22 protein-coding genes are annotated in these 23,664 nt (G+C 57.4%); 5 read left to right on the forward strand and 17 right to left on the reverse strand.

What is annotated here, in order from left to right; genetic code table 11:
- The first annotated feature begins 1 nt into the window (after position 1).
- The 4 genes from ABJD00_RS00095 (at position 2) to ABJD00_RS00110 (ending at position 3,301) form a co-directional block, all read left to right on the forward strand.
- The gene (locus ABJD00_RS00095) at positions 2–769 is read left to right on the forward strand and encodes a LamB/YcsF family protein (RefSeq protein ID WP_413828901.1); all 768 of its coding nucleotides are present in this window, start codon (positions 2–4) and stop codon (positions 767–769) included.
- A 122-nt stretch (positions 770–891) separates the two neighbouring features.
- The gene (locus ABJD00_RS00100; RefSeq protein WP_413828903.1) at positions 892–2,103 is read left to right on the forward strand and encodes an alpha-D-ribose 1-methylphosphonate 5-triphosphate diphosphatase; all 1,212 of its coding nucleotides are present in this window, start codon (positions 892–894) and stop codon (positions 2,101–2,103) included.
- Between the two features lie 33 nt (positions 2,104–2,136).
- A complete protein-coding gene (locus ABJD00_RS00105) occupies positions 2,137–2,886 on the forward strand; it encodes a cytochrome c biogenesis CcdA family protein (RefSeq protein WP_413828905.1) in 750 nt (249 codons plus the stop codon).
- 16 nt (positions 2,887–2,902) lie between these two features.
- A complete protein-coding gene (locus tag ABJD00_RS00110; RefSeq protein ID WP_413828907.1) occupies positions 2,903–3,301 on the forward strand; it encodes a thioredoxin family protein in 399 nt (132 codons plus the stop codon).
- A gap of 67 nt (positions 3,302–3,368) precedes the next feature.
- Here the strand turns inward: ABJD00_RS00110 and ABJD00_RS00115 are convergent, their stop codons facing one another.
- The 17 genes from ABJD00_RS00115 to ABJD00_RS00195 all read right to left on the reverse strand — a co-directional run bounded on the left by ABJD00_RS00115 (position 3,369) and on the right by ABJD00_RS00195 (position 22,782).
- Positions 3,369–5,342 carry a thiamine pyrophosphate-binding protein gene (locus tag ABJD00_RS00115; RefSeq protein ID WP_413828909.1) on the reverse strand — a complete coding sequence of 658 codons (1,974 nt, stop codon included), beginning with the start codon at positions 5,340–5,342 and terminating at the stop codon, positions 3,369–3,371.
- Positions 5,339–6,949 (reverse strand): glutamate synthase-related protein, encoded by a 1,611-nt coding sequence (locus ABJD00_RS00120; RefSeq protein WP_413828911.1) that lies wholly within the window; start codon positions 6,947–6,949, stop codon positions 5,339–5,341. Before ABJD00_RS00120 ends, ABJD00_RS00115 begins: the two co-directional genes overlap by 4 nt.
- A gap of 124 nt (positions 6,950–7,073) precedes the next feature.
- A complete protein-coding gene (locus ABJD00_RS00125; protein ID WP_413828913.1) occupies positions 7,074–7,943 on the reverse strand; it encodes a sugar phosphate isomerase/epimerase family protein in 870 nt (289 codons plus the stop codon).
- Positions 7,940–8,851, reverse strand: coding sequence for an NAD(P)-dependent oxidoreductase (locus ABJD00_RS00130; protein ID WP_413828915.1), 912 nt, complete (start codon positions 8,849–8,851; stop codon positions 7,940–7,942). The genes ABJD00_RS00125 and ABJD00_RS00130 overlap by 4 nt, the downstream gene beginning before the upstream one ends.
- Positions 8,852–9,003: 152 nt before the next feature.
- Positions 9,004–10,002, reverse strand: coding sequence for a Gfo/Idh/MocA family protein (locus ABJD00_RS00135; protein ID WP_413828917.1), 999 nt, complete (start codon positions 10,000–10,002; stop codon positions 9,004–9,006).
- Positions 9,999–11,042 carry a Gfo/Idh/MocA family protein gene (locus ABJD00_RS00140; protein WP_413828919.1) on the reverse strand — a complete coding sequence of 348 codons (1,044 nt, stop codon included), beginning with the start codon at positions 11,040–11,042 and terminating at the stop codon, positions 9,999–10,001. Before ABJD00_RS00140 ends, ABJD00_RS00135 begins: the two co-directional genes overlap by 4 nt.
- The gene (locus ABJD00_RS00145; RefSeq protein WP_413828921.1) at positions 11,039–12,046 is read right to left on the reverse strand and encodes a Gfo/Idh/MocA family protein; all 1,008 of its coding nucleotides are present in this window, start codon (positions 12,044–12,046) and stop codon (positions 11,039–11,041) included. Before ABJD00_RS00145 ends, ABJD00_RS00140 begins: the two co-directional genes overlap by 4 nt.
- Positions 12,043–13,104 (reverse strand): Gfo/Idh/MocA family protein, encoded by a 1,062-nt coding sequence (locus ABJD00_RS00150; RefSeq protein ID WP_413828923.1) that lies wholly within the window; start codon positions 13,102–13,104, stop codon positions 12,043–12,045. The genes ABJD00_RS00145 and ABJD00_RS00150 overlap by 4 nt, the downstream gene beginning before the upstream one ends.
- Positions 13,105–13,115: 11 nt before the next feature.
- Complete coding sequence (locus ABJD00_RS00155; protein WP_413828925.1) at positions 13,116–13,994, reverse strand: sugar kinase; 879 nt, start codon at positions 13,992–13,994, stop codon at positions 13,116–13,118.
- Positions 13,991–14,884 carry a DMT family transporter gene (locus ABJD00_RS00160; RefSeq protein WP_413828927.1) on the reverse strand — a complete coding sequence of 298 codons (894 nt, stop codon included), beginning with the start codon at positions 14,882–14,884 and terminating at the stop codon, positions 13,991–13,993. The genes ABJD00_RS00155 and ABJD00_RS00160 overlap by 4 nt, the downstream gene beginning before the upstream one ends.
- A 4-nt stretch (positions 14,885–14,888) precedes the next feature.
- Complete coding sequence (locus ABJD00_RS00165) at positions 14,889–15,776, reverse strand: NAD(P)-dependent oxidoreductase (RefSeq protein WP_413828929.1); 888 nt, start codon at positions 15,774–15,776, stop codon at positions 14,889–14,891.
- Positions 15,773–16,699: a phytanoyl-CoA dioxygenase family protein gene (locus ABJD00_RS00170; protein WP_413828931.1), complete on the reverse strand. Its 927-nt coding sequence runs from the start codon at positions 16,697–16,699 to the stop codon at positions 15,773–15,775. Before ABJD00_RS00170 ends, ABJD00_RS00165 begins: the two co-directional genes overlap by 4 nt.
- Positions 16,675–18,174 carry a UxaA family hydrolase gene (locus ABJD00_RS00175; protein WP_413828933.1) on the reverse strand — a complete coding sequence of 500 codons (1,500 nt, stop codon included), beginning with the start codon at positions 18,172–18,174 and terminating at the stop codon, positions 16,675–16,677. The genes ABJD00_RS00170 and ABJD00_RS00175 overlap by 25 nt, the downstream gene beginning before the upstream one ends.
- Positions 18,175–18,182: 8 nt before the next feature.
- The gene (locus tag ABJD00_RS00180; RefSeq protein WP_413828935.1) at positions 18,183–19,127 is read right to left on the reverse strand and encodes a phytanoyl-CoA dioxygenase family protein; all 945 of its coding nucleotides are present in this window, start codon (positions 19,125–19,127) and stop codon (positions 18,183–18,185) included.
- A gap of 12 nt (positions 19,128–19,139) precedes the next feature.
- Positions 19,140–20,762 (reverse strand): TRAP transporter large permease, encoded by a 1,623-nt coding sequence (locus ABJD00_RS00185; RefSeq protein WP_413828936.1) that lies wholly within the window; start codon positions 20,760–20,762, stop codon positions 19,140–19,142.
- A gap of 3 nt (positions 20,763–20,765) precedes the next feature.
- Positions 20,766–21,656, reverse strand: coding sequence for a TRAP transporter small permease subunit (locus ABJD00_RS00190; protein ID WP_413828938.1), 891 nt, complete (start codon positions 21,654–21,656; stop codon positions 20,766–20,768).
- Positions 21,657–21,756: 100 nt separating this feature from the next.
- Entirely contained in the window at positions 21,757–22,782 is a 1,026-nt protein-coding gene (locus tag ABJD00_RS00195; RefSeq protein WP_413828940.1) for a TRAP transporter substrate-binding protein, read from the reverse strand.
- 199 nt (positions 22,783–22,981) lie between these two features.
- On the opposite strand from ABJD00_RS00195, the gene ABJD00_RS00200 reads away from it, so the two are divergent.
- Entirely contained in the window at positions 22,982–23,626 is a 645-nt protein-coding gene (locus ABJD00_RS00200) for a GntR family transcriptional regulator (RefSeq protein ID WP_413828942.1), read from the forward strand.
- The last annotated feature ends 38 nt before the right edge of the window (positions 23,627–23,664 follow it).

Below are 23,664 nucleotides of genomic sequence, written 5' to 3' on the forward strand. Positions count from 1 at the left end.
CATGCAAGTCGATCTGAACGCAGATATGGGCGAGAGCTTTGGCCCTTGGAAAATGGGCGACGATGCCGCCCTGCTTGGCACTGTGACATCGGCCAGTATTGCGTGCGGCGCCCACGCGGGCGATCCTGATGTTATGGCGTCGACTATGCGGATCGCACTGGAAAACGGGGTGGGGATCGGGTCGCATCCCGGTTTTGCCGACATTCAGGGCTTTGGACGTCGGCGTATCGACATGCCACTCGCCTCATTGCAAAATTCTATCCGCTGTCAGGTCGGGGCCAGCCTTGGCATGGCGCGCAGTTTGGGGGCAACCGTGCGCCATATCAAACTGCACGGAGCACTCGGCAATATGACGTCCGAGGATGAAGACATGGCCCGTGGGTGCTATGAGGCAGCCCTGTCCACCCATCCAGACGCAATCATCATGGTGCTGGCGGCCACAGCCCAAGAGCGCGCAGCGCGCAGTCTAGGGGCAGCTTTTGCCTGCGAGATCTTTGCCGACCGTGCCTATAATGCGGATGCGACGCTTGTGGATCGACGCAAGCCCGGCGCGGTGATCCATGAAGCTGAGCTTGCAGGCAAACGGATGGTCGAAATGGTGAAAGCCCAAGCCATCATCACAGAGGACGGCACCCGGATCGAAACACCAATCGACAGCATCTGCTGTCACGGTGACACCCCCGAAGCCGTAGACATCGCAGCGTCTGTGCGACGGACGCTTGAGGCCGAGGGGATAACCGTCAAAGCATTTGATGGACGCCGAGCCTGACCGCCCCCTTCGCCTGTCCAAACAAACCCTGTTGCAGGCGATTGAGATACATGAACGTTGACGACCCCGACGGCAAAGCAACGGGTGCGGCGCTCCCTTCTGACATTGGAAAGACTTGAACGATGCAAACATTCCAAGGTGCAACGGTCTATCTGCCGGGCGAGATTGCGGAAACGAACGTGACCATCGCGGATGGTCTGATCGCTGAAATCGGGGGGGGGGCGCCGGAAGGCGAAGTGATCGACGCGCGCGGGCTGATCCTTGCCCCTGCCCTGACCGACGTGCATGGCGATGCGTTTGAAAGACAAGTCATGCCACGCCCCGGCGTTTATTTCCCCATGGAAACCGCTGTTTTGGAAACCGATAGGCAACTGGCAGCCAACGGGATCGCAACGACCTATCACTCCATCACACTCAGCTTTGAACCCGGCCTGCGCAGCGTCGATAGAGGGCGCGAGATGATGCAAACCATCCGTGATCTGGCCCCCCGCCTTTTGGTCGAGAACCGTATTCAATTGCGCTGGGAAACCTTCGCCTTTGAGGCGCTCGAAACAATCGATTGGGCTCTGGATGCGCCGCTGAGCCCTTCGCTTGCGTTCAATGATCACTTGTCGATGTCGATGCGCAGCTTTGATACGAAAATCCAGGATCGGCAGTTCGAACACAGCCCCAACTATGCTCTCGCCGACCCGTATGACCCACGCCTTGCAACACTGCGGCACGAAAAACACGCGGCGCGCGCGGGTCTGGCAATTGACGACTACATGTCGCTGATTGAGCGAGTGTGGGCGCGCCGTTCAGACGTACCGGGCGCAACGCAAAAGCTTGCGGGCAAAGCGCGCGCCAAAGGCGTGCCAATGCTCAGCCATGACGACACTCAGGTCGAAACGCGCCAGCATTATCGCGCTATGGGCGTCACAGTGGCCGAATTCCCAATGACCATGGCGCCGATTGAAGACGCACGGGCAAACGGGGATACGATCATCTTCGGCGCGCCGAATGCGGTGCGCGGCGGCAGTCACATCGGATCAATTGCCGCGGGCGACATGGTCGAAGAAGGGCTGTGTGACGTGCTGGCGTCAGATTACTACTACCCCGCTATGCTTGCGGCAGTGGATCGGTTGGACCGCGAAAAGCGCGCTGATCGATCGACGCTTTGGTCTTTGGTGTCGACAGGCCCAGCGCGCGCGATGCAGTTGGACGATCGTGGCGAGATTGCCGTGGGTCAACGCGCTGATCTGGTACTGGTCGACTGGCCTGACGGCCAGACTCCGGCTGTGCAAGGCACATGGGTGGCCGGTCGCCCGGCATATCGCGCCCAGCCAGCGCACTGACAACATCGTGAGTGCACGTAAGAGCGGTTTTCCTTGCCCGCCAAAGGCCGGGTCGTACATACGAAGCCAATGGAATTCGTCTTTGCATATCTCGCCGGGCTCTTGACCCTGATCAACCCATGCGTCCTGCCGGTTCTGCCTATTGTATTGGTCAGTGCCCTGAACGCGGATCGGTATGGCCCCGTGGCATTGGCGGCGGGGATGAGCGTTTCTTTTGTGACCTTCGGGTTACTGATCACAGCTTTTGGACCTGTAATCGGGCTGACCCAAGACACGATTGCACAGGCTGGGGCAGTCTTGATGATCCTGTTCGGGATCGTACTGGTCGTGCCAATGTTTGCGCGGCAATTCGAAATGGCGACCGCCGGGTTTGCGTCTCAGGCCGACAGCAGGATGAACGATGTGGACGCCTCTGGGAAAAAGGGACAGTTCCTTGGTGGTCTCCTTCTTGGCGCCGTATGGTCGCCATGTATCGGACCGACACTTGGTGGGGCCATCGCTCTGGCGTCTCAGGGAAAGAACTTCGGCTATGCCGGTTTGATCATGGTGTTCTTCGCCATGGGCGTTTCCACCCTGATCATCGGTCTTGGCCTTGGCGCGCGCGAAGCAATCCGCACGCGGGCCCAATCCTTGCGCGGGATCGCGGAACGCTCCAAACCCATCCTTGGCATCACCTTCATTGCTGTTGGATTGATGCTGTTTTTCCAAATTCACCACATCATCGAAGCATGGGCGCTTGAGGTTATGCCGATCTGGCTGCAAGACCTCTCTGTCGCTCTTTAAACCTCGGAGACTTCACATGGACCGTCGTACTTTTCTGATCTCAGCGGCAGCGGCAAGCGCCGTGCCTTTCGCCGTTCAAGCCGCAGGCTTTGTTGACTACACGCCCGGTGCAATTGACGCGGCGCTGGCCGAAGGCAAAACAGTGTTTGTCGATTTTTCCGCCACGTGGTGCAGCACCTGCAAGCGTCAGGAACGTGTGATCAACGCCCTGCGCGCCGAGAACCCGGACTATGACTCCAAGCTGACTTTCATCAAAGTTGATTGGGATACGTACAAAAACGCCGACGTCACGACGTCTCGCAACATCCCTCGCCGTTCGACTCTGTTGCTTTTGCGCGGAGACGACGAGCTGGGCCGCGTTATTGCAGGCACCTCCACGAGCCAGATCAAGGCGCTGATGGATATCGGCCTCTGATACTGTCCTGATACGGGATCCAGCCTGTGCGACTGGCCCGCGTTCTAACCGATGACTGCGGCAGTGATCACACCAGATCAGCGTCGGTCATGATCTCCACCAGGGCCGGGCCGTCCACATCGAGCGCCTTTTGCAACGCCGCCTCGATGGCATCTGCTGCGACGACCTTTTCCCCGTGCGCACCGCAAATCTTGGCAAAGGCGGCAAAGGATGGGTTGTGCAGGTTGGTCTCCCAAACCGGCCATTCACCAGAGCGTTGCTCTTTGGATATCTTACCAAGCTCTCCGTTGTGCAAGAGGACATGGGTCATATCCATCCCGTACTTAACGGCAGTGGTCAGTTCCATTGGGTATTGGCCGAACCCACCATCGCCCGAAATCGAGATCACTTTGCGCCCCTTCAACCACTCGAAATCCTGCGTCGCAGCCCAAGCACCCATACCGGCGGGGAAGCCAAAACCAATGGACCCGAGATAGCCAGACATCAGCACGCGCTGTCCTTTTGTCTCAAAATAGCGGCCAAAGGAGTAGGTATTGTTGCCCACGTCCACAGCAATAATCGCATCGCTTGGCGCCACGCGGGACAAAGCGGCAAAGATCGCCGCAGAGTGGATGCCTTTGCCGCCTTCCTCGCTCAAGCGGGTCTGTTTTTCGTCTCGCCACATCTGCCAACGTTCAGCCAGTTCGCCAACCTGATCGGGGGCATCGGCCGGTCGGTTGATTTGCGGCGCAATGCCTTCGCAAAATGCACCAATCTCTGCCCAGATCGGCAAGGTAACGGGATGGAACTTGCCCAACTGCATCCGTTCGTAATCGACCTGAATGATGGTCTTGCCCCGTTCGATTCCGGTGTGGTTGGAAAATGACGTGCCAAGGGTCAGGATCAGGTCCGCTTCGTTCATGAACCAACTGGCGATGGGCGTACCTGAGCGACCAAGGACGCCCGCGGCGTTAGGGTGATCATCCGCAATCAATCCCTTGCCCTTGAACGTCGTCAGAACCGGCGCACCCAGATCAACGGCCAGCTTCGTGATCGCCTCCATATGATCCCACGCGCCGTGCCCCACCACGAGGATCGGGCGCTCCGCCTTGTTAAGCAATGCGAGCGCATCCGAGACATCTTCATCGCTTGGCTTCACAACCGCGCGGCCCATGCGCCCATCGGGCGCGCTGGCTGGTTTGTCAGATGGATTGGTCTGCATATCATCCGGAAAGATCAGATGCGCCACGTCCTGTTCCACGAGCGCGTTTTTCATCGCCAGCGACACAAGTTCAGAGTGATTCGATGTCGACAGAACCGTTTGGCTGAATTTGCTGACGGCGTCGAAGGCCGACGCTAGATCAATGTCCTGAAACGCGCCGGGTCCAAATACCTGCGTTTGAACCTGACCGGTCAACGCCAGTACAGGCGCGCGGTCCACTTTTGCATCCCACAGGCCGGTCAAAAGGTTGGTGGCACCCGGTCCTGCAATGGTCAGGCAGGCCGCAGGATGGCCGGTCAACTTACCATAGGCCGATGCGGCAAAGGCCGCCGCCCCTTCGTGACGGATGCCGATATACTTCATCTCACCGGCTTCAACGCGCATCCGTATGGCATCAGCAAGACCAAGGTTGGAATGCCCCACCATTCCAAACACGTGCTTGATGCCCCAGTTGACCATGCTTTCGGCCATCTGATCGCTCACCGTGCGCTGATGCTGAGGCTCGGGTTCAAGCCCGACAAAGATCTCTTCGCCTTCGATCTTCACCGGGTAAATCGTCTGCCCGGTATCCTCGTGGCCCCCGGGTGGCTTACCCGTCAGCGGATCAAAATCCCAACCGTGCCACGGACATCGGATCCAGCACTTGCCGCCTTCGCCGCGCTCAATTGAGCCCTCACCCAAGGGACCGCGCTGGAGCGGACAATGGTTGTTCATCGCCGCCCATTGCCCGTCGAAGTGAGACAGGCAGATCGAGGTTGTGCGCGCAGTGACGGTCTTGACCCGTCCTTCGGGAAGATCGCCGGTGTGTCCGACGCTGATCCAATCCAAAGTCTCGCTCATGACAGTCCTCCAAACGCAACGCCCGAGATATCGGACATGTCCCGTTTCCATGTGGTCAGATCGCTCGCGTTGAATTTCCCAAGATGATCGTGGCCACAGGCCCGCGCCATCACTTGCATCAACTCGGTGCTGGCCTCGAAGAAATTGGCCAATTGGCGCGCGGATTTTTCCACGACCAGGCGGCTCACCAGATGCGGTTTTTGACTTGCGATACCCACCGGGCAGTTGTTCGTGTGGCACGCGCGCATCGCGATGCATCCGATCGCCTGCATCGCGGAATTGGACACTGCAATCGCGTCCGCACCCATAGCCAACGCTTTGACAAAATCCGCAGGCTTGCGCAGCCCGCCGGTGATGACCAGAGAGACATCGTTGCGCTCAAGCCGGTCGAGATGCGCACGTGCCCGCGCCAATGCCGGAATTGTGGGGACCGAGATGTTGTCACGGAAAATAATGGGGGCCGCACCCGTACCACCCCCGCGCCCATCAAGGATAATGTAATCGACGCCCACGGTCAGAGCGGCATCAATATCCTTTTCGATGTGCTGGGCGCTCAGCTTGTATCCAATCGGAATACCCCCAGTGCGATCCCGCACCTGGTCGGCAAAATCTTTGATCTGTAGCGGGTCGCTCCAGTCAGGAAACCGCGCTGGAGAAATGGCGTCTTGGCCTTCGTCCAGCCCGCGCACTTCGGCGATCTTGCCGGTGACCTTGTGGCCGGGCAAATGGCCGCCCGTGCCCGTCTTGGCCCCCTGCCCACCTTTGAAATGGAACGCCTGCGCTTTGGCCAACTTGTCCCAAGTAAAGCCAAAGCGGCCCGACGCCAGCTCGTAGAAGTACTTTGAGTTCGCCTCCTGCTCTTCGGGCAGCATCCCGCCTTCGCCCGAACAGATGCCCGTCCCAGCAAGTTCGGCACCGCGCGCAAGGGCAACTTTGGCAGGTTCAGAAAGCGCCCCATAAGACATGTCAGACACGAACAAAGGGATGTCTAGGCGCAGCGGTTTTTGCGCGTTTGGGCCGATGACGACTTCAGTACCGACGGCGTCGTTGTCCAGCAGTGGAGCTTTGTGCAATTGAGCCGTGATGATTTGGATATCGTCCCAGTCCGGAAGCGTATGGCGCGGCACACCCATTGCATCGACCACACCGTGATGGCCCGTCTTGGACAACCCATCCCGCGCGTATTGTTGGATCAGACCGGTATACGGTTCTTCCTCAGTTCCATGCGATGTGTCGGCATAAAGTCCAAGATAGCTGTCGCGATTAAAGGGCTGCGGGTTGGCATGCGCCCATGCCGAAATCTCATCCGCATCGACACAAACGTCGTCGGCTTCGATCCAGCTTTTGAACTTTGGAAGGGCCTCGTCATTGGCGTATTCACTGACACCGCTATCCAGACGATAATCCCAGTCATGCAAACCGCAGATCAGGTTGTTCCCGCGCACAAAACCATCCGACATCAACGCACCCCGATGCAGACACCGCCCATAAAAGACCGAGACTTCATCATCAAACCGCACCACCACCAAATCGACTTCGCCGACGAGCGCGTAGGCCGGGCTACGGTCGTCCAGCGCAGATAGCTGCGCCACAATTTCTTTTTTCATCAAAGGGTCCCACCTGTTCTTATGAAGTCAGGTTGGCACAGGTCATCAAACAAAGCACATCACAATTCTTTTGGCGCACAGATCGCGCGACGAATGGCGACGGCAGGGTCGTTTGAGCCAGGCGTCAGTCAGGCTCAAAGATCTCTCGGAAGCGGTCGATACAGGCGCAGAACCCAGCCTCAAAATCCCCGTTTCCGGGATGATAAACGCTTTCGAAGGACACAACACCTGCGTAGCCATCACTGCGCAAGGCATCCGCCATGGGCTGAAAAAACGGACCTAATTGCCCGTGACCCATCTCACGCACTTCCAACGTTGCACGAGGCGTATCGACCAGCACGTCCTTTATGTGAATATGGCCAAGCAGGCCGGCTTTCACCTCATCATACCCGTCCGGATAGGCCAGCTCGTGGCACCAGCAGTTGTTCGCAGGATCCCACAGCACCTTCAAGACGTCGGCAGCATCCAATTCTTCGATCAGCTTGCGCGCAGTGTAGTTCGAGTTGACCATGGTCCCGTTGCCGGTTTCGACGACCAGCATGATTTCCTCACTCCGCGCCAATTCCACCGCGGGTGCAATCAACGGGGCCACCTGATCCCAGGCCCCCTTGGCGACATTCCAGCGTTCTGCTCCATTTCGCCCCCACAGGATTTGTTCCTTCTTCGGAGTCATGATGCGCACCAGCGGGCTACCGACCACATGGGCCATGTCGATCACTCGCTTGAGCGCGTCCATATGCTGGGTGTGCAAAGGATCGCCAGGCCGGTTCGCAGATGTGGTACCAGCAAATATGTGGCGGGACAGGCAACTGACTGGTTTTCCTCGATCGCGCAGAAGGCTGTTCATAGCGCTGATTTCCTCTGCGGAATGATCGCCGACTTCAGTATCGCCTACGAATTGCAACTCGGCGTAGGTCAGCTCAAATTCGTCCATAACGTCGACGGCATGTGCCAAATCCCGGCTGATCCCGTCGGTAATAACACCCAGTTTCATCGGGTCACCTTGGCGCCGTCACGGTGCAACTCGGCGCCCACGATCTCTTCGATCACACGGGTTGCAACCCAGTTGTCTCCGTCAGGGTGGCGGGTGCGTCCGGCGTGGAAAATCTGCATTGCAGCCGCCGCCGTATGGAGTGGGACGCCAAGCTCCTCGCCCAAGGCCATCGAGATTGTCAGGTCCTTGTGCATGGTGTTGATGTGGCTTCCCGTCCCTTCGAACTGACGGTCGATGATCTTTTCCAGTGCGTTGTTGGTGATGCCAGACCCCGCGGATGAGGTTGAAAACACGTCCAATATCACTTGCCCCGGCACACCTGCCTTAGCGGCCAGTGCGGCCGCTTCGAATGTCGCGGAAAAGATGGATCCGATCAGGGATTGCAGGCACGCTTTGACAACCTGACCCTCGCCCGGCGCCGTTCCGACATGATGGATAGAGGCGGACACAGCCTCCATCACCGGCCGCGCATCGCCCAGAACGTTGTCCGGCGCAGCGGCCATCATAGTCAGAGTGCCGCCCTGCGCTCCGGGATAGCCACCCGATACTGGGCTGTCGATCAACTTGAGGCCTGTATCTTTCAACCCTTCACCAATGGCGCGTGCCTCAGCCGGTTTGATGGTCGAGGTCAGCAAAATGGTTCCGCCGGGCACCATGGAACTGGCCAAGCCGCCTTCGCCGAGGATAACGTCCTGCGCCTCGACCCCCTTCATCACCATGACAAAGACATATTGGGCATTTGCCCCCACTTCGGCAGTTGAGGTCGCGGCGCGGCCGCCCATCTGCGCAAAGGCACTGTGGCGTTCCGCGATCACGTCTCGGCCCCAAGTTTCAAATCCGTTGGCGATCAGGTTCTTGGCCAGTCCACTGCCCATATCTCCCAATCCAATAACACCCACTGACGGCATCAGATGCTCCTTTTCTCATCCATTTTTCCGGTGGGGTTTCACGTCATACGCGGACGCCGGGCAGGTCCAAAAGACACCCCCTGCCCTATCGCGACGCGCTTTGGCGCGCGCCATCAGGCTAGCACAGGATTGGCAAAAGGCGATTCAGAATTTCAGTGGATATCGATGGATGCACCGGTTTGCGCCGCGTGCTTGATGGCTTCGATCACTTGCACCGCGCGCAAACCGTCCGCCGCGCTAACCAGTGGTGCCGCGCGGCCTGCGATCACGTCAGCAAAATGTGAAATCTGTGCAGACAGTGGATCACTCAAGGGCAAGGGATGGCGCGTTTGATCCATCGGCGCCCACCAGTCCGGGCCAGCTTTTTGGCTCCACACGGTAAGGTTTGGAAGAGAAAGTGACCCATGCGTTCCTCCAATCAAGTAAGAGGATTGATCCGTTTTGGGGTAGGCCGGGTTTTCGCCAGCCGTCAGCTCCCAACTCCATGGGCCAAGGCTAACGTCAGACAAGTTCACTGTACCGAGCGCGCCGTTGGCAAATCGTAGAATGGCAACGCTGACTTCCTCGGCTTCTGCCCCTCGGACTGCGTTGCTTTCGAAGGCTTGTACACTCGCAACCGGTCCACACAGGTGCATCAGCACATCCACATCGTGGATCAAGTTAATAAACAACGGTCCTGCACCCGCACCCTGCCGCCAGTCGGCCTCGTAATAATGGTCGGGTTTGGGCAACCAGCATTGCCCATGCACCGCCGTGAGAGCGCCCAAAACACCAGAGTCGATGATCTCTTTGGCCTTGGCCACGAGCGGGTTATGGCGGCGATGATGGCCTACAAGAATGGGCACATCACCAGCACAAGCCACCAAATCAGCACCTTCAGCAGCAGTACCGGTCAGCGGTTTTTCGATCAGCATTGGGCAACCTGCACCGATCAGCTCCTTGGCCATAGGCGCGTGCAACGCATTTGGTACCGCCAGAATGATCCCGTCAGACACTCTCGCTAGTTCCGCCAAGTCACGCGCACGCGGCCACTCCATTTCCGACACCGAAGGATCAAGCACCGCGGACAGTGTCACATTCGGTGTTCGATCAATGGCTGCGATATGCTGCCGCCCAATCAAACCCGCCCCGGCCACCCCAATCCGCGTCATGGTTGCCACCCATCATACATCGGATGGTCGGCGCCCAAGGGCAACGCCACAGGCATGCTACTGCGATGCGAGGCATAGATCGCCGTCACCAGCTCAATCGAACCCGCTCCATCCTCAAGAGAGACAGCAGAGTTTGGCTCTCCACCGAGGGACTTGGCAATTTCCGAAAGGAAGCCTGCAAATCCGGATGGACGCGAGGGGACGTTCGCAACGATAGCATCCACCTCTCTCTGCCGGTCCGGATCGCGGGCTTTAAAAGTCCACTCTCCCTCACCGGGAGTGTACGGAAGCGTGTGGGAAGTCGCTGTCAGGTGTTCGTAAACAAAGCGCAAGCGCGTTTCATCTGTCGCGCCCCCAAGGGTGATCGAACTCGTCGCGATGGCCCCACTCTCAAGATCAAAGATGAGCGCGGCGGTATCTTCCGTTTCAATCAGATTGACGAGTGTTCCAAGCCGTGCGGTTACTTGGCGGATGGGCGCCATGAAATGGGACAACAAATCATGCGCATGGATTGCGTGACCCAGCACGGCACCACCCTGTTCACCCGCCCAAGTCCCGCGCCAAGGAATGGCATAGTAATCCGCCGCACGATTCCAATGCGTCTCAATTGACGCTGCGCGCGGCCGGCCCGTCATCCCGGCGACACGCAATGCATCCAACCGATCAAAAGCGGGGCCAAAGCGGTACTGAAACACCGGAAACACCTGTTTGCCAGCATCGCGCGCAGCTGCGCTAATCGCGTCGACCTGTGACATTGATGTGGCCAGGGGCTTTTCGCAGATCACATGTTTCCCAGCCTCCAAAGCAGCAATAGCGACCGGTGCGTGCATATGCGGGGGCAGGCATATGTCGATCACGTCAACGTCCGCCTGCAAAGCTGCGTCTATATCCGCCAGACCCACAATGTCAGCACCACACAATGCTTCGCGCAGTTCTGCATCCTGATCAGCAAGATGCGTAACCGCGAACGCGTCCAACTCCCGATATGCCGCGAGGTGTTTCGCCCCAATTCCACCACCAAGAATAGCAACCCGGATCATGACACAACTGCCTCTGCAAGGCGCTGCGCCTCAAGGGCCAGCTCCATGACTTTGAAGCAGTGCGTTTGGCTCATGGCCGTCTCCGTTCTGTGCGCGATATCGTGAGCAAGGCGATCGAAATAGGGCAACCCAGCCTCGCGCCCGTCCATGGTTTCGCAGCGCGCTCCGTTGACCAGAATCAAACCGTCGGTACCTGCACGGCCAGCAACATCCACGTACTTGCGCAACTCGATGTAGCCGTCAGTGCCCAGCAGCGTCAGGCGACCATCCCCCCAATTTGGCAGAGCATCTGGCGTGTACCAATCCACACGAATATAGCCCGAGGCATTGGGCGCGCGCAGCGCAACCTCTCCAAAGTCCTGCAGACCTGAATCGTCTGGATTGGCGTGATTGGCGACATGTGCCATCGTTACGTCAGCACTTTCGGAGCCAGTGAAATGAAGGAACTGGTCGATCTGATGTGACGCTATATCCGTCAGTACGCCTCCGTATCTTTCCCGCTCAAAAAACCAATCTGGACGCGTTGCCCGGTTTAGGCGGTGAGGACCAAGACCCGTCGTGTGCACAACGCGCCCAATAGCACCCTCCTGCACCAGTTGATCCGCGAGCGTAACGCAAGGGACCTCAAAACGTTCAGAGAAATTGATCGACCAGATGCGCCCGGTTTCCGCTACGGCTGCCTTGATCTGTTCGAGTTGCTCCATCGTCGTGCATCCCGGCTTGTCCGTCATAACATCATGGCCGGATTGCATCGCACGGATTGACAGGCCAGCGCGATCCGCCGGGATTGCAGAGACAAGCGCAAGGTCAGCACCAGCACCAAGCGCCTCCTCAAGCGTTGTAAAACGATGAAGCTCAGGGAAGCGTTCGACATAGCCCGCCAGCGGTTGTGGTGTGCCGTCGGTCCAATAGCCAAGGCAACGACCACCGATGCGCATCATGTTTTCCGTCATGCCGTATATGTGGCGGTGATCCAGCCCAAGGGCGACAAAACTGAGTGTCATGCAGGAACATCCGTAAGTGTTTGGTTGCGCGCGGCTTGCTCCATCGCATGAATGACAGCATGCACGTGCAACGCCTCGTCCATGGGAACCAAAGGGGCCGCCTCGTCACGTACCGCCTGCGCAAAATCCTCGATTACAGACTGGTGCCAGCCATGGGAAAACGCCATCGGATCAGCGCCACCGCCTGTGCCGGTACCTGTGTCGGGTGTCATCAAGTCCTGACGGCCGTTATACCAGTCGATACGGAGAGTATCGCCCTGCAACAGCACATGTGCCTTGGCAGTCGTGATCGCGATACTTTCTGCGCCACCCGGGTATGCAACCGTGCTGGCACTCAGAACGCCTGAAGCACCTGAGGCGAAGGTCAAAAGCGCCGAAGCGATGTCTTCGCCTTCCATCTGGTGTATCGGGCTCGTGCTCATTTGAGCTTGTACCCGCGCAACAGGTCCTGCCAACCACAACGCCAGATCAAGGCTGTGGATCGCTTGATTGATCATCACACCACCCCCGTCACGGTCATAGCTGCCACGCCCCGGCTCATCGTAATAAGCTTGATCTCGCCACCACGGAACGCGGATTTCGACATGGACAATGTCGCCGAGGTCACCTGCCGACAAGCGTGCCTTCAAGGCTTGAGACGCAGCGCGCGTACGATGCTGAAAGCACACTCCAGCCAGCGTCTCAGACTGGGTATAAGCAGTCGAAATCGACCGAGCCGCGTCAAGCGTTCGCTCAATCGGCTTTTCCATAAGCGTCGGAACGCCCGCCTTCGCCAGTGCATTCGCAAAACCAGCGCGCGCATTTGGCGGCGTGATCAGAATGGCCATATCAGGCGGATTGGCCAAAGCATCCGAAATATCACTGAACCCTGATACCGTGTAACCTAAGGTATCGGCCACTTGCGCACAAAACTTCTCAGTGCGTTTTGGGTCACGGCCGAGCACCCCGGAGAGTCGCAACCCAACCGTATTGTCCCGCAACGCGAGAACATGCGTCTGCGCCACCATGCCTGCACCAATCAGCAACACATCCATTGTGACCTTTGCCCCCTTTCGCAAAGCATCCCCACCTACTTTGGTAGAATGGCACCTTTGTGCCCCACCACCTGCATCGCCAGATCATGCCCGGCGCGCAACGCGTTGGTCTGAGATTCGCCCATCAATGAAGCACCTAGATACCCACCGTTGAAACTGTCGCCAGCAGAAGTGGTATCAACGACGGCCTCTGCCTTGGGAAAGTCGTAGGTCTCCCCCGTCTGCAAACACAACGGTCCCAAATCGCCGCGCTTCAGTGCTCCGGTTCGACCACGATCAAGGAAACGACGTGCGATGACCTCGGGCGTTTCACCAGTGATCTCCTGTTCGTCATCAACAGACGGCAACGCGATATCAGACAACGCCCACATCGCCTCGTTCTGAGTCCGCGCGGTTTCTGGATCCATCCAAAGACGGGCCCGGTAGTTGCTGTCATAGCAAACACGCCCACCGGATTTGCGGAACGCCTGCAAAAACCGCATCAATGCAGACCGGGTCGTCGGGGACAGGATCGCCATGGTTATACCGGACAGATAAATCACGTCATATTGTGCGAGAGCTGCAAAATCGGGGCCCTGATCCGTCAAAAATGTTAGCCGTGCCGCTGAACTGTCGCGCCAGTAGGTAAAGGATCGTTCGCCAGTATCATCGGTGGTTATGGCATAAAGCCCCGGCGTGCCATCGGGATCACGTTGGATACCGCCCGTGCCGATGTCTTCGGATGCGATAAAGTCGGCAATCCGGTCTGAAAATGCATCCGTGCCCAGCCGTGTGATGTAGTCAACTTGCAAGTCCGGTGCGCTGCGCTTGAGGTATATGGCCGTGTTCAGCGAGTCCCCGGCCACGCCCACCCCGGCTGTCTCGCCCGCCATGGAAAGCTCGATCATTGCTTCGCCGATCGCTGCGATTTTCATGTAGTTTCCTTTCGACCCGTGCGCCACCATACGATGAACCCAGAACTAACGATGATGCTTGCGCCCAGAATGGTCCAACCATCCGGAATGTCATTGAACACGACATAGCTGGCGACGGCCAGATAGAGAAGGAAGCTGTATGTGTAAGGCATCAAAGTGTTCGCAGGCGCGTAGGCATGCGCGCGCGAGAACACTTCGTGACCGGCCCATCCCCACAATCCAAGCCCGATCATAAGCCCCCATTGCAGAGGGGTCTCTGGCGTAACCCAGACGTTCAACGCGAATGGCAACAACATCACGGCACCCATAGCGCCCATGTAGAACTGCATGGTTTCGGCTGCGACCACCCCGGACAATTTGCGGGTAATGATGGAATACAGCGCAAGCGAAACTGCGTTGTATACATTCAGCAGCGCGATCCAGTGAAAATCCGCGTCAAAGGGTCGGATCACGATCAGAACACCAACAAATCCCAGCAAAATCGCGCCCCAACGCCACGGCCCAACGCGTTCCCCCAGCAACGGCCAGCTGAGCGCACAAACGATGATCGGAGCGGAAAACATGATCGACCCGGTCACCGTCAGCGATAGATATTTAAGTGTAATAAAGTTGAACATCGTGGCCGAGGCCAGCAAGAACCCCCGAAACAGCACCAGCCCAAGGTGATCAGTCTGAAAGTTCGACCAGCTGACCCCTTGCCGTAACACAAGCACCGTCGAGATGATGAAGTGTGGCAAGTACCGCATGAACGCCAGTTGCATTGCGGGCAAGCCGGCCACGATCAACCATTTGACCGATGTATCAATCAGGGAGAAAAAAGCATAAGCGCCCAGCGTCATTGCGATGCCGAGGGCCGCGCGGTCTTGCTGTGCGCGTGCCGCGATGGCCACGGTGTTACCCCTTGAACCGGTCGGCGTAGAAATCGACCATCTGGCTGACCATATCATCGGCTTGCCCGGCATCCCGAGCAGTGCTGAGTGCGGTCAGCGCACATTTAGACATGATGGATTCAACCCCGGCATCCGAAGCCATCTGCGCGTAGTACCCGACATCCTTGGCCGCATTCTTGATCGCAAAAGCGAGCTGGTTCGGATCACCGTCCACGGCATATCCTTTGACGAAATCCATCATGCCGGACTTTAGCGGGCCGGCAGATACCACGTTATAGAGATCCTGCCGCGGCACACCGGCAACGTCCGCCATCGCAAAGGCTTCGGCCATCGCGTTGGCAACGGTCATCCCGAAGAAATTGTTGATGAGCTTGATCGTGTGTCCGGACCCAAGTGCGCCAAGGTGAAACACGTTCTCGCCCAGATCGTCGAGCACAGGTTTGAGCTTGTCAAAAGCACCCTTGTCCCCCGACCCCATGATGTTCAGCAGCCCATCCTTGGCATGCGACGGCGTGCGGCCCAATGGAGCATCAAGGTATTGACCACCAGCGGCCGCCACCTCGTCGCCAAGTGCCTTGGTCGAGGCGGGCAAAGACGTGCCAAAGTCGATCACTACTGCACCCGGTTTCAGGCCTGCGATCACCCCATCCGCACCGCGCATCCGCGCCTCGACATTGGCCGAGGTGTCCATGCACAGCATCACGATGTCAGAGGCTTCTGCCAATTCTTTGCTTGTGCTCACCTCAGTCGCGCCGCGCGCGATTGCCTGATCCACATACGTGCGGGTGCGGTTCGCAATGACATTCATCGCGTACCCTTGATCCTGCAAGCGTCCGACCATAGCGCCGCCCATCAGGCCAAGGCCCATAAATCCAATTGTAGGTTTGCTCATTTGGTCTTCTCCTTGTGCGGAATGGTGTCAAAGGCGCGTGTTTTCAGCCCCTTCTGGATTTCATAAATCGAGATCGGCACATCCGGTTGTGGTTGCGGAATGCGGATCGGGATGTCTTTGAGGCGCGGCGTAAGAGTGGTCTCACCACAAAGCATACGCGTGTTATAGTCTTCGATGCCTGCCCATTTGGTCATGCTTCCCATAATGGGAAAAGCATCCGCCGCCATCATTTCGTAGAACAGGATGCGCCGCGCGCGGTCCGACGTGTTCAGGGCAGAACCATGAACGATGCGCCCGTGATGAATGCTGATAGACCCGGCAGGGCCGGTCAATTGGACCACATCGTCGGGGTTCAGGCCGTTTTCTTGGGGAAGCATCGCACCTGCAAACACACCGTCTACATGGTGGTCAAACACTGGCCCCTTGTGGCTGCCCGGATAGACCATAAGTGGCCCATTTTCCGGCGCCATGTCGTCAATGCAGATTCCAATAGCGAGGATGTCGTCATTGGTGTGCGGATAAAACGCATAGTCCTGGTGCCACTCAACCGCAGCCCCATAGCCCGCTGATTTCATGTTCAGCTTAGTCGTGTGCAGCCGAAGGTTCGGCCCGATGAGGTCACGCGCGGGAGCCAAGACATGATCGGAATACATCAGCTCGCGCATCACATCCGATATCGTGTGAGGCAGTTTGATCCGCCGCAGACGCGGATCGTCCGCCGTGTGACTGTCTTCAAGATCAAGGCGATCATTGCTGGCCGTCATCGTGGCGGCTTCGGCTTCGAACCGCGTAATCTCGTCGCGAATCTTTTTCAGCCAATCCGCCGGAATCTGGTTTTCGACCAGCAGATAACCAAGTTCTTCAAATTGTTCTTTTTGGGCGGCGCTCAGGCATTCCATCACATCACCGCGCCAATCTGCCATGGGACGAACTCATAATCCCCAAGGCCCTGTGCTTCAGATTTGCTCATTTCCCCGCTCGCGACGCGCAGGAACAGGTCGTAGATTTCGCGCCCTTTTTCCTCAAGGGAAACGCCGTCCGTCAACATGGTGCCTGCGTTCACATCCATGTCTTCGGTCATGCGGTTGTACATCGCAGAATTGGTGGCCACCTTGATGGTGGGTGCCGGTTTCGATCCAAAGGCAGACCCGCGCCCGGTGGTAAAGCACACGAGGTTGCACCCTCCGGCGATCTGCCCCGTCACGCTGGCCGGGTCATAGCCGGGACTGTCCATGAAGGTGAACCCGTTTGCGCGCACGATTTCCGCGTATTTGTAAACGCCCGTCAGGGGGGTGGTGCCCCCTTTGGCCGCTGCACCCAGTGACTTTTCAAGGATAGTGGTCAACCCACCTGCCTTGTTTCCCGGGCTGGGGTTGTTGTCCATGCTGCCCTTGTTGCGCTCTGTGTAATCTTCCCACCATTTGATCAAACCGATCAGGCGATCGCCCGTCGCACGATCAGCAGCGCGGGCGGTCAACAGGTGCTCAGCCCCATAAATCTCAGGCGTTTCGGCCAAAACGCCTGTGCCCCCTTGGGCCACCAGCAGGTCCGTCGCATAACCCAATGCCGGATTGGCAGTGATCCCAGACCACGCGTCCGATCCACCGCACTGCAACGCAACTTTCAGTGCAGAGACAGGACATGGCGTGCGTGTCGCCTCATTCGCGATGGGCAGCATCGCCTCGACTTTCTCGATACCCTTTTCAATCGTACGGCGTAGTCCGGCCACTGACTGGATGTTCATCGTCTGGAACGTTGGCCCTTGCTTCAGCCCCCACGCCTCGAGCAACCAGTCGATCTGGTTCATCTCGCACCCAAGGCCCACCATCAGAACAGCGGCATGGTTAGGATGACGGGCATAGCCCCACATGACACGTTGCAAGGCCTCGAACCCATCCCCAGAATCGGCCATGCCACAGCCAGTGCCATGAACAAAGGCAACGACGCCATCCACGTTGGGGTAGGCCGCCAGAATGTCCGGTGTGAAATGCGCGGCAATCATGCGGGCCGCAGTGGCCGAGCAGTTCACAGATGTGACAATGGCCACGTAGTTGCGCGTGCCCACCGACCCGTTTTCCCGCTGATAACCCATAAAGGTGTCTCCGCCCGAGGGCGTGGCGGGTCGTAGGTTTGTGCCGAATTCGTATTCCACATCTGTGGCCCGGAATTCGACGTTGTGTGTGTGGACGTGATCGCCTGCTTGGATGTCCTGGGCCGCGTACCCGATCACTTGCGCGTATTTGCGGATCGGAGTGCCCTTTGCCATATCGCAAGCGGCTATCTTGTGTCCCGACGGAATCAGGGCACGCGTTTTGACGTCTTCAATGGTAACCCCAACTTCGAGAGCGCGGGTGGCGGTTACGACAGTGTCTGTTTCATCAAGACGAATGAAATCCATTTGTTCTCTCAAGCGCAATACGGAGCGTCGGACGCCCAGCGGTGGATCGGAATATGCGGGCTCACGGCAAGACGGTCGCGCGTCGCAAACCATGCATCACGCCAGACCCGCCAATCCTTCAGTTCTGCCTTTGGTGTCACATGGCTGCGCGCAATGAAACTTGGAAAGTGTTCACGCCCCGTATTCTGACCTGTCTTGGAAAAGCGAAGATCAAAAGACCAGCGAAAACCATCTGACATGTTTGGCAGCGACGCATGTGGCACCAAGGGATGAAACAGTACAACACCCCCGGCCTTCACGGGCAATGGAAGGGCACGGTCAATATCCAGAAACTTGGGTGCAATCGCCGTCTGCACCTGCGGGCAATGGGGCAACATACCGGCATCAATGCTGGGCATAACCTGAAGACAACCGTTGTCCAAAGTAGCATCCGTAATCGCAACCCAAACGGTGACCATGTCCGTCTGGTCGGCTTCTTCGAGCCCGACAGCGCGGTCCTGATGCCAGTCAGTACGGGTGATGTGTGCGCGCGTTTCATCTGCGCCCAACTGAGGGCTCGGGGGTTTGATGCGTACATGCTGGATTGGATTGAGCGTCAGTTCAGGCCCAATCAATGCCTCTGCCAGATCAAGGATGCGTTCGTGCATCACCAAATCAAAAATGGCAGGTCCAAAATGCATTGGCGTATCGGGCGCGATCTCTCCTCCCGGCAGGCTGATGTCCATGGGCTGAAACCAGTCGCAGCCTGCGGCATATGACGCGCTGAGCTTGGCCCAGAAATCCATATCACGCCCATCCGGCACGCGCCCTTCCCCTGACCATCCGTCATAAAGCGAGTCCAGAAGATCGCTGTATTCCGCCCGCACGCTGCCCAGCACATCACAGGGCAGCACATCATCAACAACCAGATATCCCGCCGAATAGAACTGCGTGACTTGGGCGTCTGTCAGCATTCTCCCACTCCTCTAAAGCAGGATGGATATGATCGGCGGATAGATCAACAGCACCGAAAGTGCGATCAGCTGGATGCCAATGAATGGCAGGAAACCCTTGAAGATGTCGGTCAGCGTGATGTGCGGAGGAGCCACCGATTTGAGGTAGAACGCCGCAGGGCCAAACGGAGGCGAAAGGAAGCTCACCTGCATGTTCATACAGAACACCACCCCGAACCAGATCGCCACGTGGCGCGGGTTCAACTCTCCGAACAGACCAATCTCGTCCAAGGGCAAGCGCAGAACGATGGGCAGGAAGACTGGGATGATCAGCAGAACGATCCCGACCCAGTCCATGAATGCGCCCATGAACAGCAGGATCAGCATCATCAGCAGAATCACCAACATCGTGGGCAGTTCAGAGCCAACGATGAAATCGGCCACATAAGTCGGCCCGCCTGCAATGGTGTAGGCCCCCGCCAGAGTGGCGGCACCGATGGTCACCCAGATGATCGTGCCGGTGGATTTTAATGTACGCATCAGCGAGTCCCAGACCAGTTCGGTCGAGGCTTCACCCCGCAAAAGCGCAATGATAAAGACCGCTGCCGCGCCCATGCCAGCCGCCTCGGTGATCCCGGTGATCCCACCATAGATCGATCCCATGACAACGCCGATCACAACAATGGGCGGCACAAGACCTTTGCCCATCGACCAGCCGGTCACAGTGCGGTCTTTGCCAAATACGAAAAAGGCCAGCCCGAGGCTGACAGCCACCATGATACCAAAGATGTAGATGTATTCGGATGTGCCCCAGAAGGCCGCATCACCCGTGTTCGCCGCGTTCGACCCGGAAAATTCAAAGAAACATGCCCGCAGGAACAGCGCGGTACCAAAGCCGGCGACCAGCACGTTGAGGAAGGCAAAGAACAGGCCTGCCTTTTCGCTGCCTTGCGGTTCACCCTCGACCGGTTCGGGCAGCGGCGCGTCCTCTGGTTTCAGCTGTGTGCGAATGATGATGTAGATGATGATGAACGAGGCCAGCATGAAACCGGGGATAAAGGACGCAGTGAACAGCGCCTTGATCGAGGTTTCAGTGATGAGGCCATAGATGATCAGAACGATAGACGGGGGAATCATGGTGCCCAAGGAGCCGGATGCACAAATCACACCGATCGCGAGGTTCTGGTTATAGCCAAGCCTCAACATTTGCGGCAACGCGATCAAGCCTAGCAGAACAACTTCACCGCCAATGATACCTGACATCGCGGCCATGATTACGGCCATGATCGATGTAACGATGGCGATGCCACCGCGAGTACGGTTCAGCCAGACGTTGAGGGATGAATACATCTCCTTTGCGATACCCGAGCGTTCGAGCAGTGCGGCCATGAAGATGAACAGCGGAATGGATATGAGGACATAGTCCGTTAAGAGCCCATATATTTTCTGGGCTAAGATATTGAGCGGCCCCGATCCGGGCCTGCCGGTCAAAATGCCATCTCCAAAGGTCCAGGGGGCCAGAAGAAGTTCGGGCTCGAACTTCATCACCAGCACCAGAACGGCCAATACAGCCGAGGCAAGCCCTAGCGGCATGCCGATGGCCAGAAGCAGGATCAGGCCCAACATCAGGACCAGAGAAATTGTACCAATATCCATGGATCAGTCCTTTGCGGAAACGTGCTGACCGGTCACGTCGATGTCGCCGACACCGTCCGTTCCGACTTGGGCTTTGATGCGAGCGATCTCGTCCTCGTCCAGATCGTCGCCACCGTAATAGACCTCTTCCTTGTTCCAGTCAGAGATCAGATTGACGACAGCCTGAATGGCCACCAACCCGACGATAAGCAGAACCATGGGTTTCAGCGTGGCAGGAATCGGAGGATCAAAGGCGGTGCCAAAGGTTTCCCAGCGATAGAATTTGTCGAATGCCTCGCCATAGCCGCCATAGATTAGAAAGAATGCAAAAGTGACGATTAGCACAGTGGAAATCGTGTCGAACACACGCTGGAGCCAGCGCGGCACTGCATCATAAAGCAGGACAATTCGGATATGGCTGCGCTGCTGCATCGCATATAGGCCCGCACACAAGAATACGAACCCGGCCAACCAAAGTGACATTTCGTTGGCCCAGAGTGTGGGCGCTTCGAACACATAGCGCAGCATCACCTCGTAAAGCATCACGGACGTCAGACAAACGATCAGCATCATGGTGACGCGGCCAATAAAGACAGCCAGTCGGTCTGCCGGTTTCCAGCTTTCGAACTCCATGCCGGCGCGGCGCACAGTGCGTACGCCAATATAGATCAAAATCGGAATGCAAATCATTGCCAACCAATCAACGATGTCAGCAGTTCCACCGAACAAGCCGCTCAAACCGGGCGTGACATCCACGCGGCCAAACAGCGCCGACAGCTTGTCGAATTCGGACGGGTCGGTTGGTGGGAAAAACGTCAGAGTGAAAGCCGGCATGTGCCAAACAACCCAGCCCGCTGCGAAAATGAAGGCCATTGGCACGAGCCATTCAATCAGAGTGCCGGAGCGCACCTGCATCACATAATCCCCCTGTCCCGAAAATTCTTGAGCGCGTCTTATCGTGCGCCTTCAAGTGGATGGGGTCCCGCCATAGCGGGACCCCTGATAGCATAGCCGCTTACTGGGACACGAGGCCGAGTTGCGTCAGGTAGCCGAGGTGCGATTCCACCAACGCTTTGGCTTCTGGCGTATCAGCAAACTCAGGCCATGTGGCTTGGGCCGCATTGCGGAACTTTTGCAGCTCCTCAGGCGCCCACTGAGACAAAGTCACACCGTCTGCACGCAGTTGAGCCGCCGCTTCAGCATTCGCTTTTTCAAACGTCAGCGCTGTGCGCAGAGCCAGTGCTTCCATAGCGACCTTCATGATCGTCTGGTGCGCTGCGGGCATCGCGTCGAACACGGCTTTGTTGCACGCCAAGTGATCCGAAGGCATCGAGTGGAAGCCGGGGAAGTTTGCATACTTAACGATGTCGTACAGACCAAGGCCGACGTTGTTGGCCAGACCGGATGCGTCCGCACCGTCGATGATGCCTGTTTCCAGAGCGGTAAAGATCTCGGTGAAGTCCATCACGATAGGCGAGGCGCCGAGTTTCTCAAAGATTTTGGTTTCCATGCCGGGGGGCGAACGGAATTTCCAGTCTTTAAAGTCAGCGACCTTCTCGATTGGCTTGGAAGACGCAAACGACTCTTGGCCGTAAACCCACCAGCCGATCAGCTCCATGCCGTACTTGTTGTACAGGGGTGCCGCTGCTTCACGACCACCACCGAAATACAGCCAGCTCAGCTGTTGGTAAGGCGTGTCGTAGCCGCCCATGATGTCGCCCACGAATTGGAACGCCGAGTTTTTACCAGTTTGGTAGCCACCACCGGTCATGTCACAGTCAAGAATGCCCGTGGCCGCCGCGTCAAAAGTCTCAACCGACTTTACAACAGACGAGCTGTAGAACATTTCAACCTGGATGCCGCCGCCAGACATTGTCTGAATGTCTTCGACGTATTGTGCGGCCAGCTTACCCGACACGGTTTCTGGTGCGTAGTGTGTTTGGATGCGCAGTTTGGTTTCCTGCGCGCCAGCTGTCATTGCCGTACTTGCCGCAAGCGCAGCCACGGCGGCGACGGATGCCGCCTTCTTCATGAATGTCATATTATCCTCCCAGATACATTTTGCATCGCGCGCACTCGGGTCTTGGGCCCACTTTCACGCACTGTGTTCCCGAGGCTAAGCGGAGATTTCACGCACGACAACAAAAAACTAGAAATATTGGCTATTTTTGAGATTTTGTTGAAATTTCGAGATTTTGTGATTTACTGTCCTGAGCCAAATCAATTGACGACGGTGTCGCTTGCTGCACAACACAGACATTTACGAAACCCTCAAATACCGGCTGATGACCAACGGGTTTGAGCATGGTCAGAAAGTCCGGGCCGAGCATTTGCGGCTGGAATTCGGTTGTTCCGCCAGTACGATACGTGAGGTTTTGTTCAGACTCTCCACACTAGGTCTGGTCGAATTTCGCGATCAGCGCGGGTTTCGCGTCCCTCAGAAGTCAGCGGAGGTTGTTAACGAACTGACCCACCTGCGCGTTCTTCTCGAAGCCGAGGGGACCGCCATGTCGATTCGGCTGGGCGGCATCGCATGGGAAGCTCGACTGACCGCCGCTCATCACCAACTCAGTCACTTAGAGATGCGCTTGCAGACGGCCGATGACCGAGCTCCTTTTGTCGATCTGTGGTTCGCAGCGGAACGGCAATTCCACGAAACACTGATCTCAGCCTGCGGCTCGGATTCGCTGCGCTCCACGCACCACCAGATTTACTGCCGCTTTCGTCAGCAGCTCATGGTCGAAGATCGGGCGTTCGACTTCATATCCAACAACATCGAGCACCATCAGCAGATATTGGATGCAGCCCTGTCTGGGGACGAAGCGCTAACGCGACAAAAAATCCACGATCATCTGGCGCGGCACCTGATGATAGCGGCCTCCTAACCATCCACAAATTTTGCCAAGCTGGCGTCGCCACGCGA

The sequence above is a fragment of the Tateyamaria sp. genome (assembly GCF_039945315.1).
Lineage (GTDB): Bacteria > Pseudomonadota > Alphaproteobacteria > Rhodobacterales > Rhodobacteraceae > Tateyamaria.

Bases quoted from the DNA above. Each gene is read 5' to 3' on its own strand.
- ABJD00_RS00095 (WP_413828901.1), top strand. From the start codon at position 2: ATGCAAGTCGATCTGAACGCAGATATGGGCGAGAGCTTTGGCCCTTGG.
- ABJD00_RS00100 (WP_413828903.1), top strand. From the start codon at position 892: ATGCAAACATTCCAAGGTGCAACGGTCTATCTGCCGGGCGAGATTGCG.
- ABJD00_RS00110 (WP_413828907.1), top strand. From the start codon at position 2,903: ATGGACCGTCGTACTTTTCTGATCTCAGCGGCAGCGGCAAGCGCCGTG.
- ABJD00_RS00115 (WP_413828909.1), bottom strand. From the start codon at position 5,342: ATGAGCGAGACTTTGGATTGGATCAGCGTCGGACACACCGGCGATCTT.
- ABJD00_RS00120 (WP_413828911.1), bottom strand. From the start codon at position 6,949: ATGAAAAAAGAAATTGTGGCGCAGCTATCTGCGCTGGACGACCGTAGC.
- ABJD00_RS00125 (WP_413828913.1), bottom strand. From the start codon at position 7,943: ATGAAACTGGGTGTTATTACCGACGGGATCAGCCGGGATTTGGCACAT.
- ABJD00_RS00130 (WP_413828915.1), bottom strand. From the start codon at position 8,851: ATGCCGTCAGTGGGTGTTATTGGATTGGGAGATATGGGCAGTGGACTG.
- ABJD00_RS00135 (WP_413828917.1), bottom strand. From the start codon at position 10,002: ATGACGCGGATTGGGGTGGCCGGGGCGGGTTTGATTGGGCGGCAGCAT.
- ABJD00_RS00140 (WP_413828919.1), bottom strand. From the start codon at position 11,042: ATGATCCGGGTTGCTATTCTTGGTGGTGGAATTGGGGCGAAACACCTC.
- ABJD00_RS00145 (WP_413828921.1), bottom strand. From the start codon at position 12,046: ATGACACTCAGTTTTGTCGCCCTTGGGCTGGATCACCGCCACATATAC.
- ABJD00_RS00155 (WP_413828925.1), bottom strand. From the start codon at position 13,994: ATGAAAATCGCAGCGATCGGCGAAGCAATGATCGAGCTTTCCATGGCG.
- ABJD00_RS00165 (WP_413828929.1), bottom strand. From the start codon at position 15,776: ATGAGCAAACCTACAATTGGATTTATGGGCCTTGGCCTGATGGGCGGC.
- ABJD00_RS00170 (WP_413828931.1), bottom strand. From the start codon at position 16,699: ATGGCAGATTGGCGCGGTGATGTGATGGAATGCCTGAGCGCCGCCCAA.
- ABJD00_RS00175 (WP_413828933.1), bottom strand. From the start codon at position 18,174: ATGGATTTCATTCGTCTTGATGAAACAGACACTGTCGTAACCGCCACC.
- ABJD00_RS00180 (WP_413828935.1), bottom strand. From the start codon at position 19,127: ATGCTGACAGACGCCCAAGTCACGCAGTTCTATTCGGCGGGATATCTG.
- ABJD00_RS00185 (WP_413828936.1), bottom strand. From the start codon at position 20,762: ATGGATATTGGTACAATTTCTCTGGTCCTGATGTTGGGCCTGATCCTG.
- ABJD00_RS00190 (WP_413828938.1), bottom strand. From the start codon at position 21,656: ATGCAGGTGCGCTCCGGCACTCTGATTGAATGGCTCGTGCCAATGGCC.
- ABJD00_RS00195 (WP_413828940.1), bottom strand. From the start codon at position 22,782: ATGACATTCATGAAGAAGGCGGCATCCGTCGCCGCCGTGGCTGCGCTT.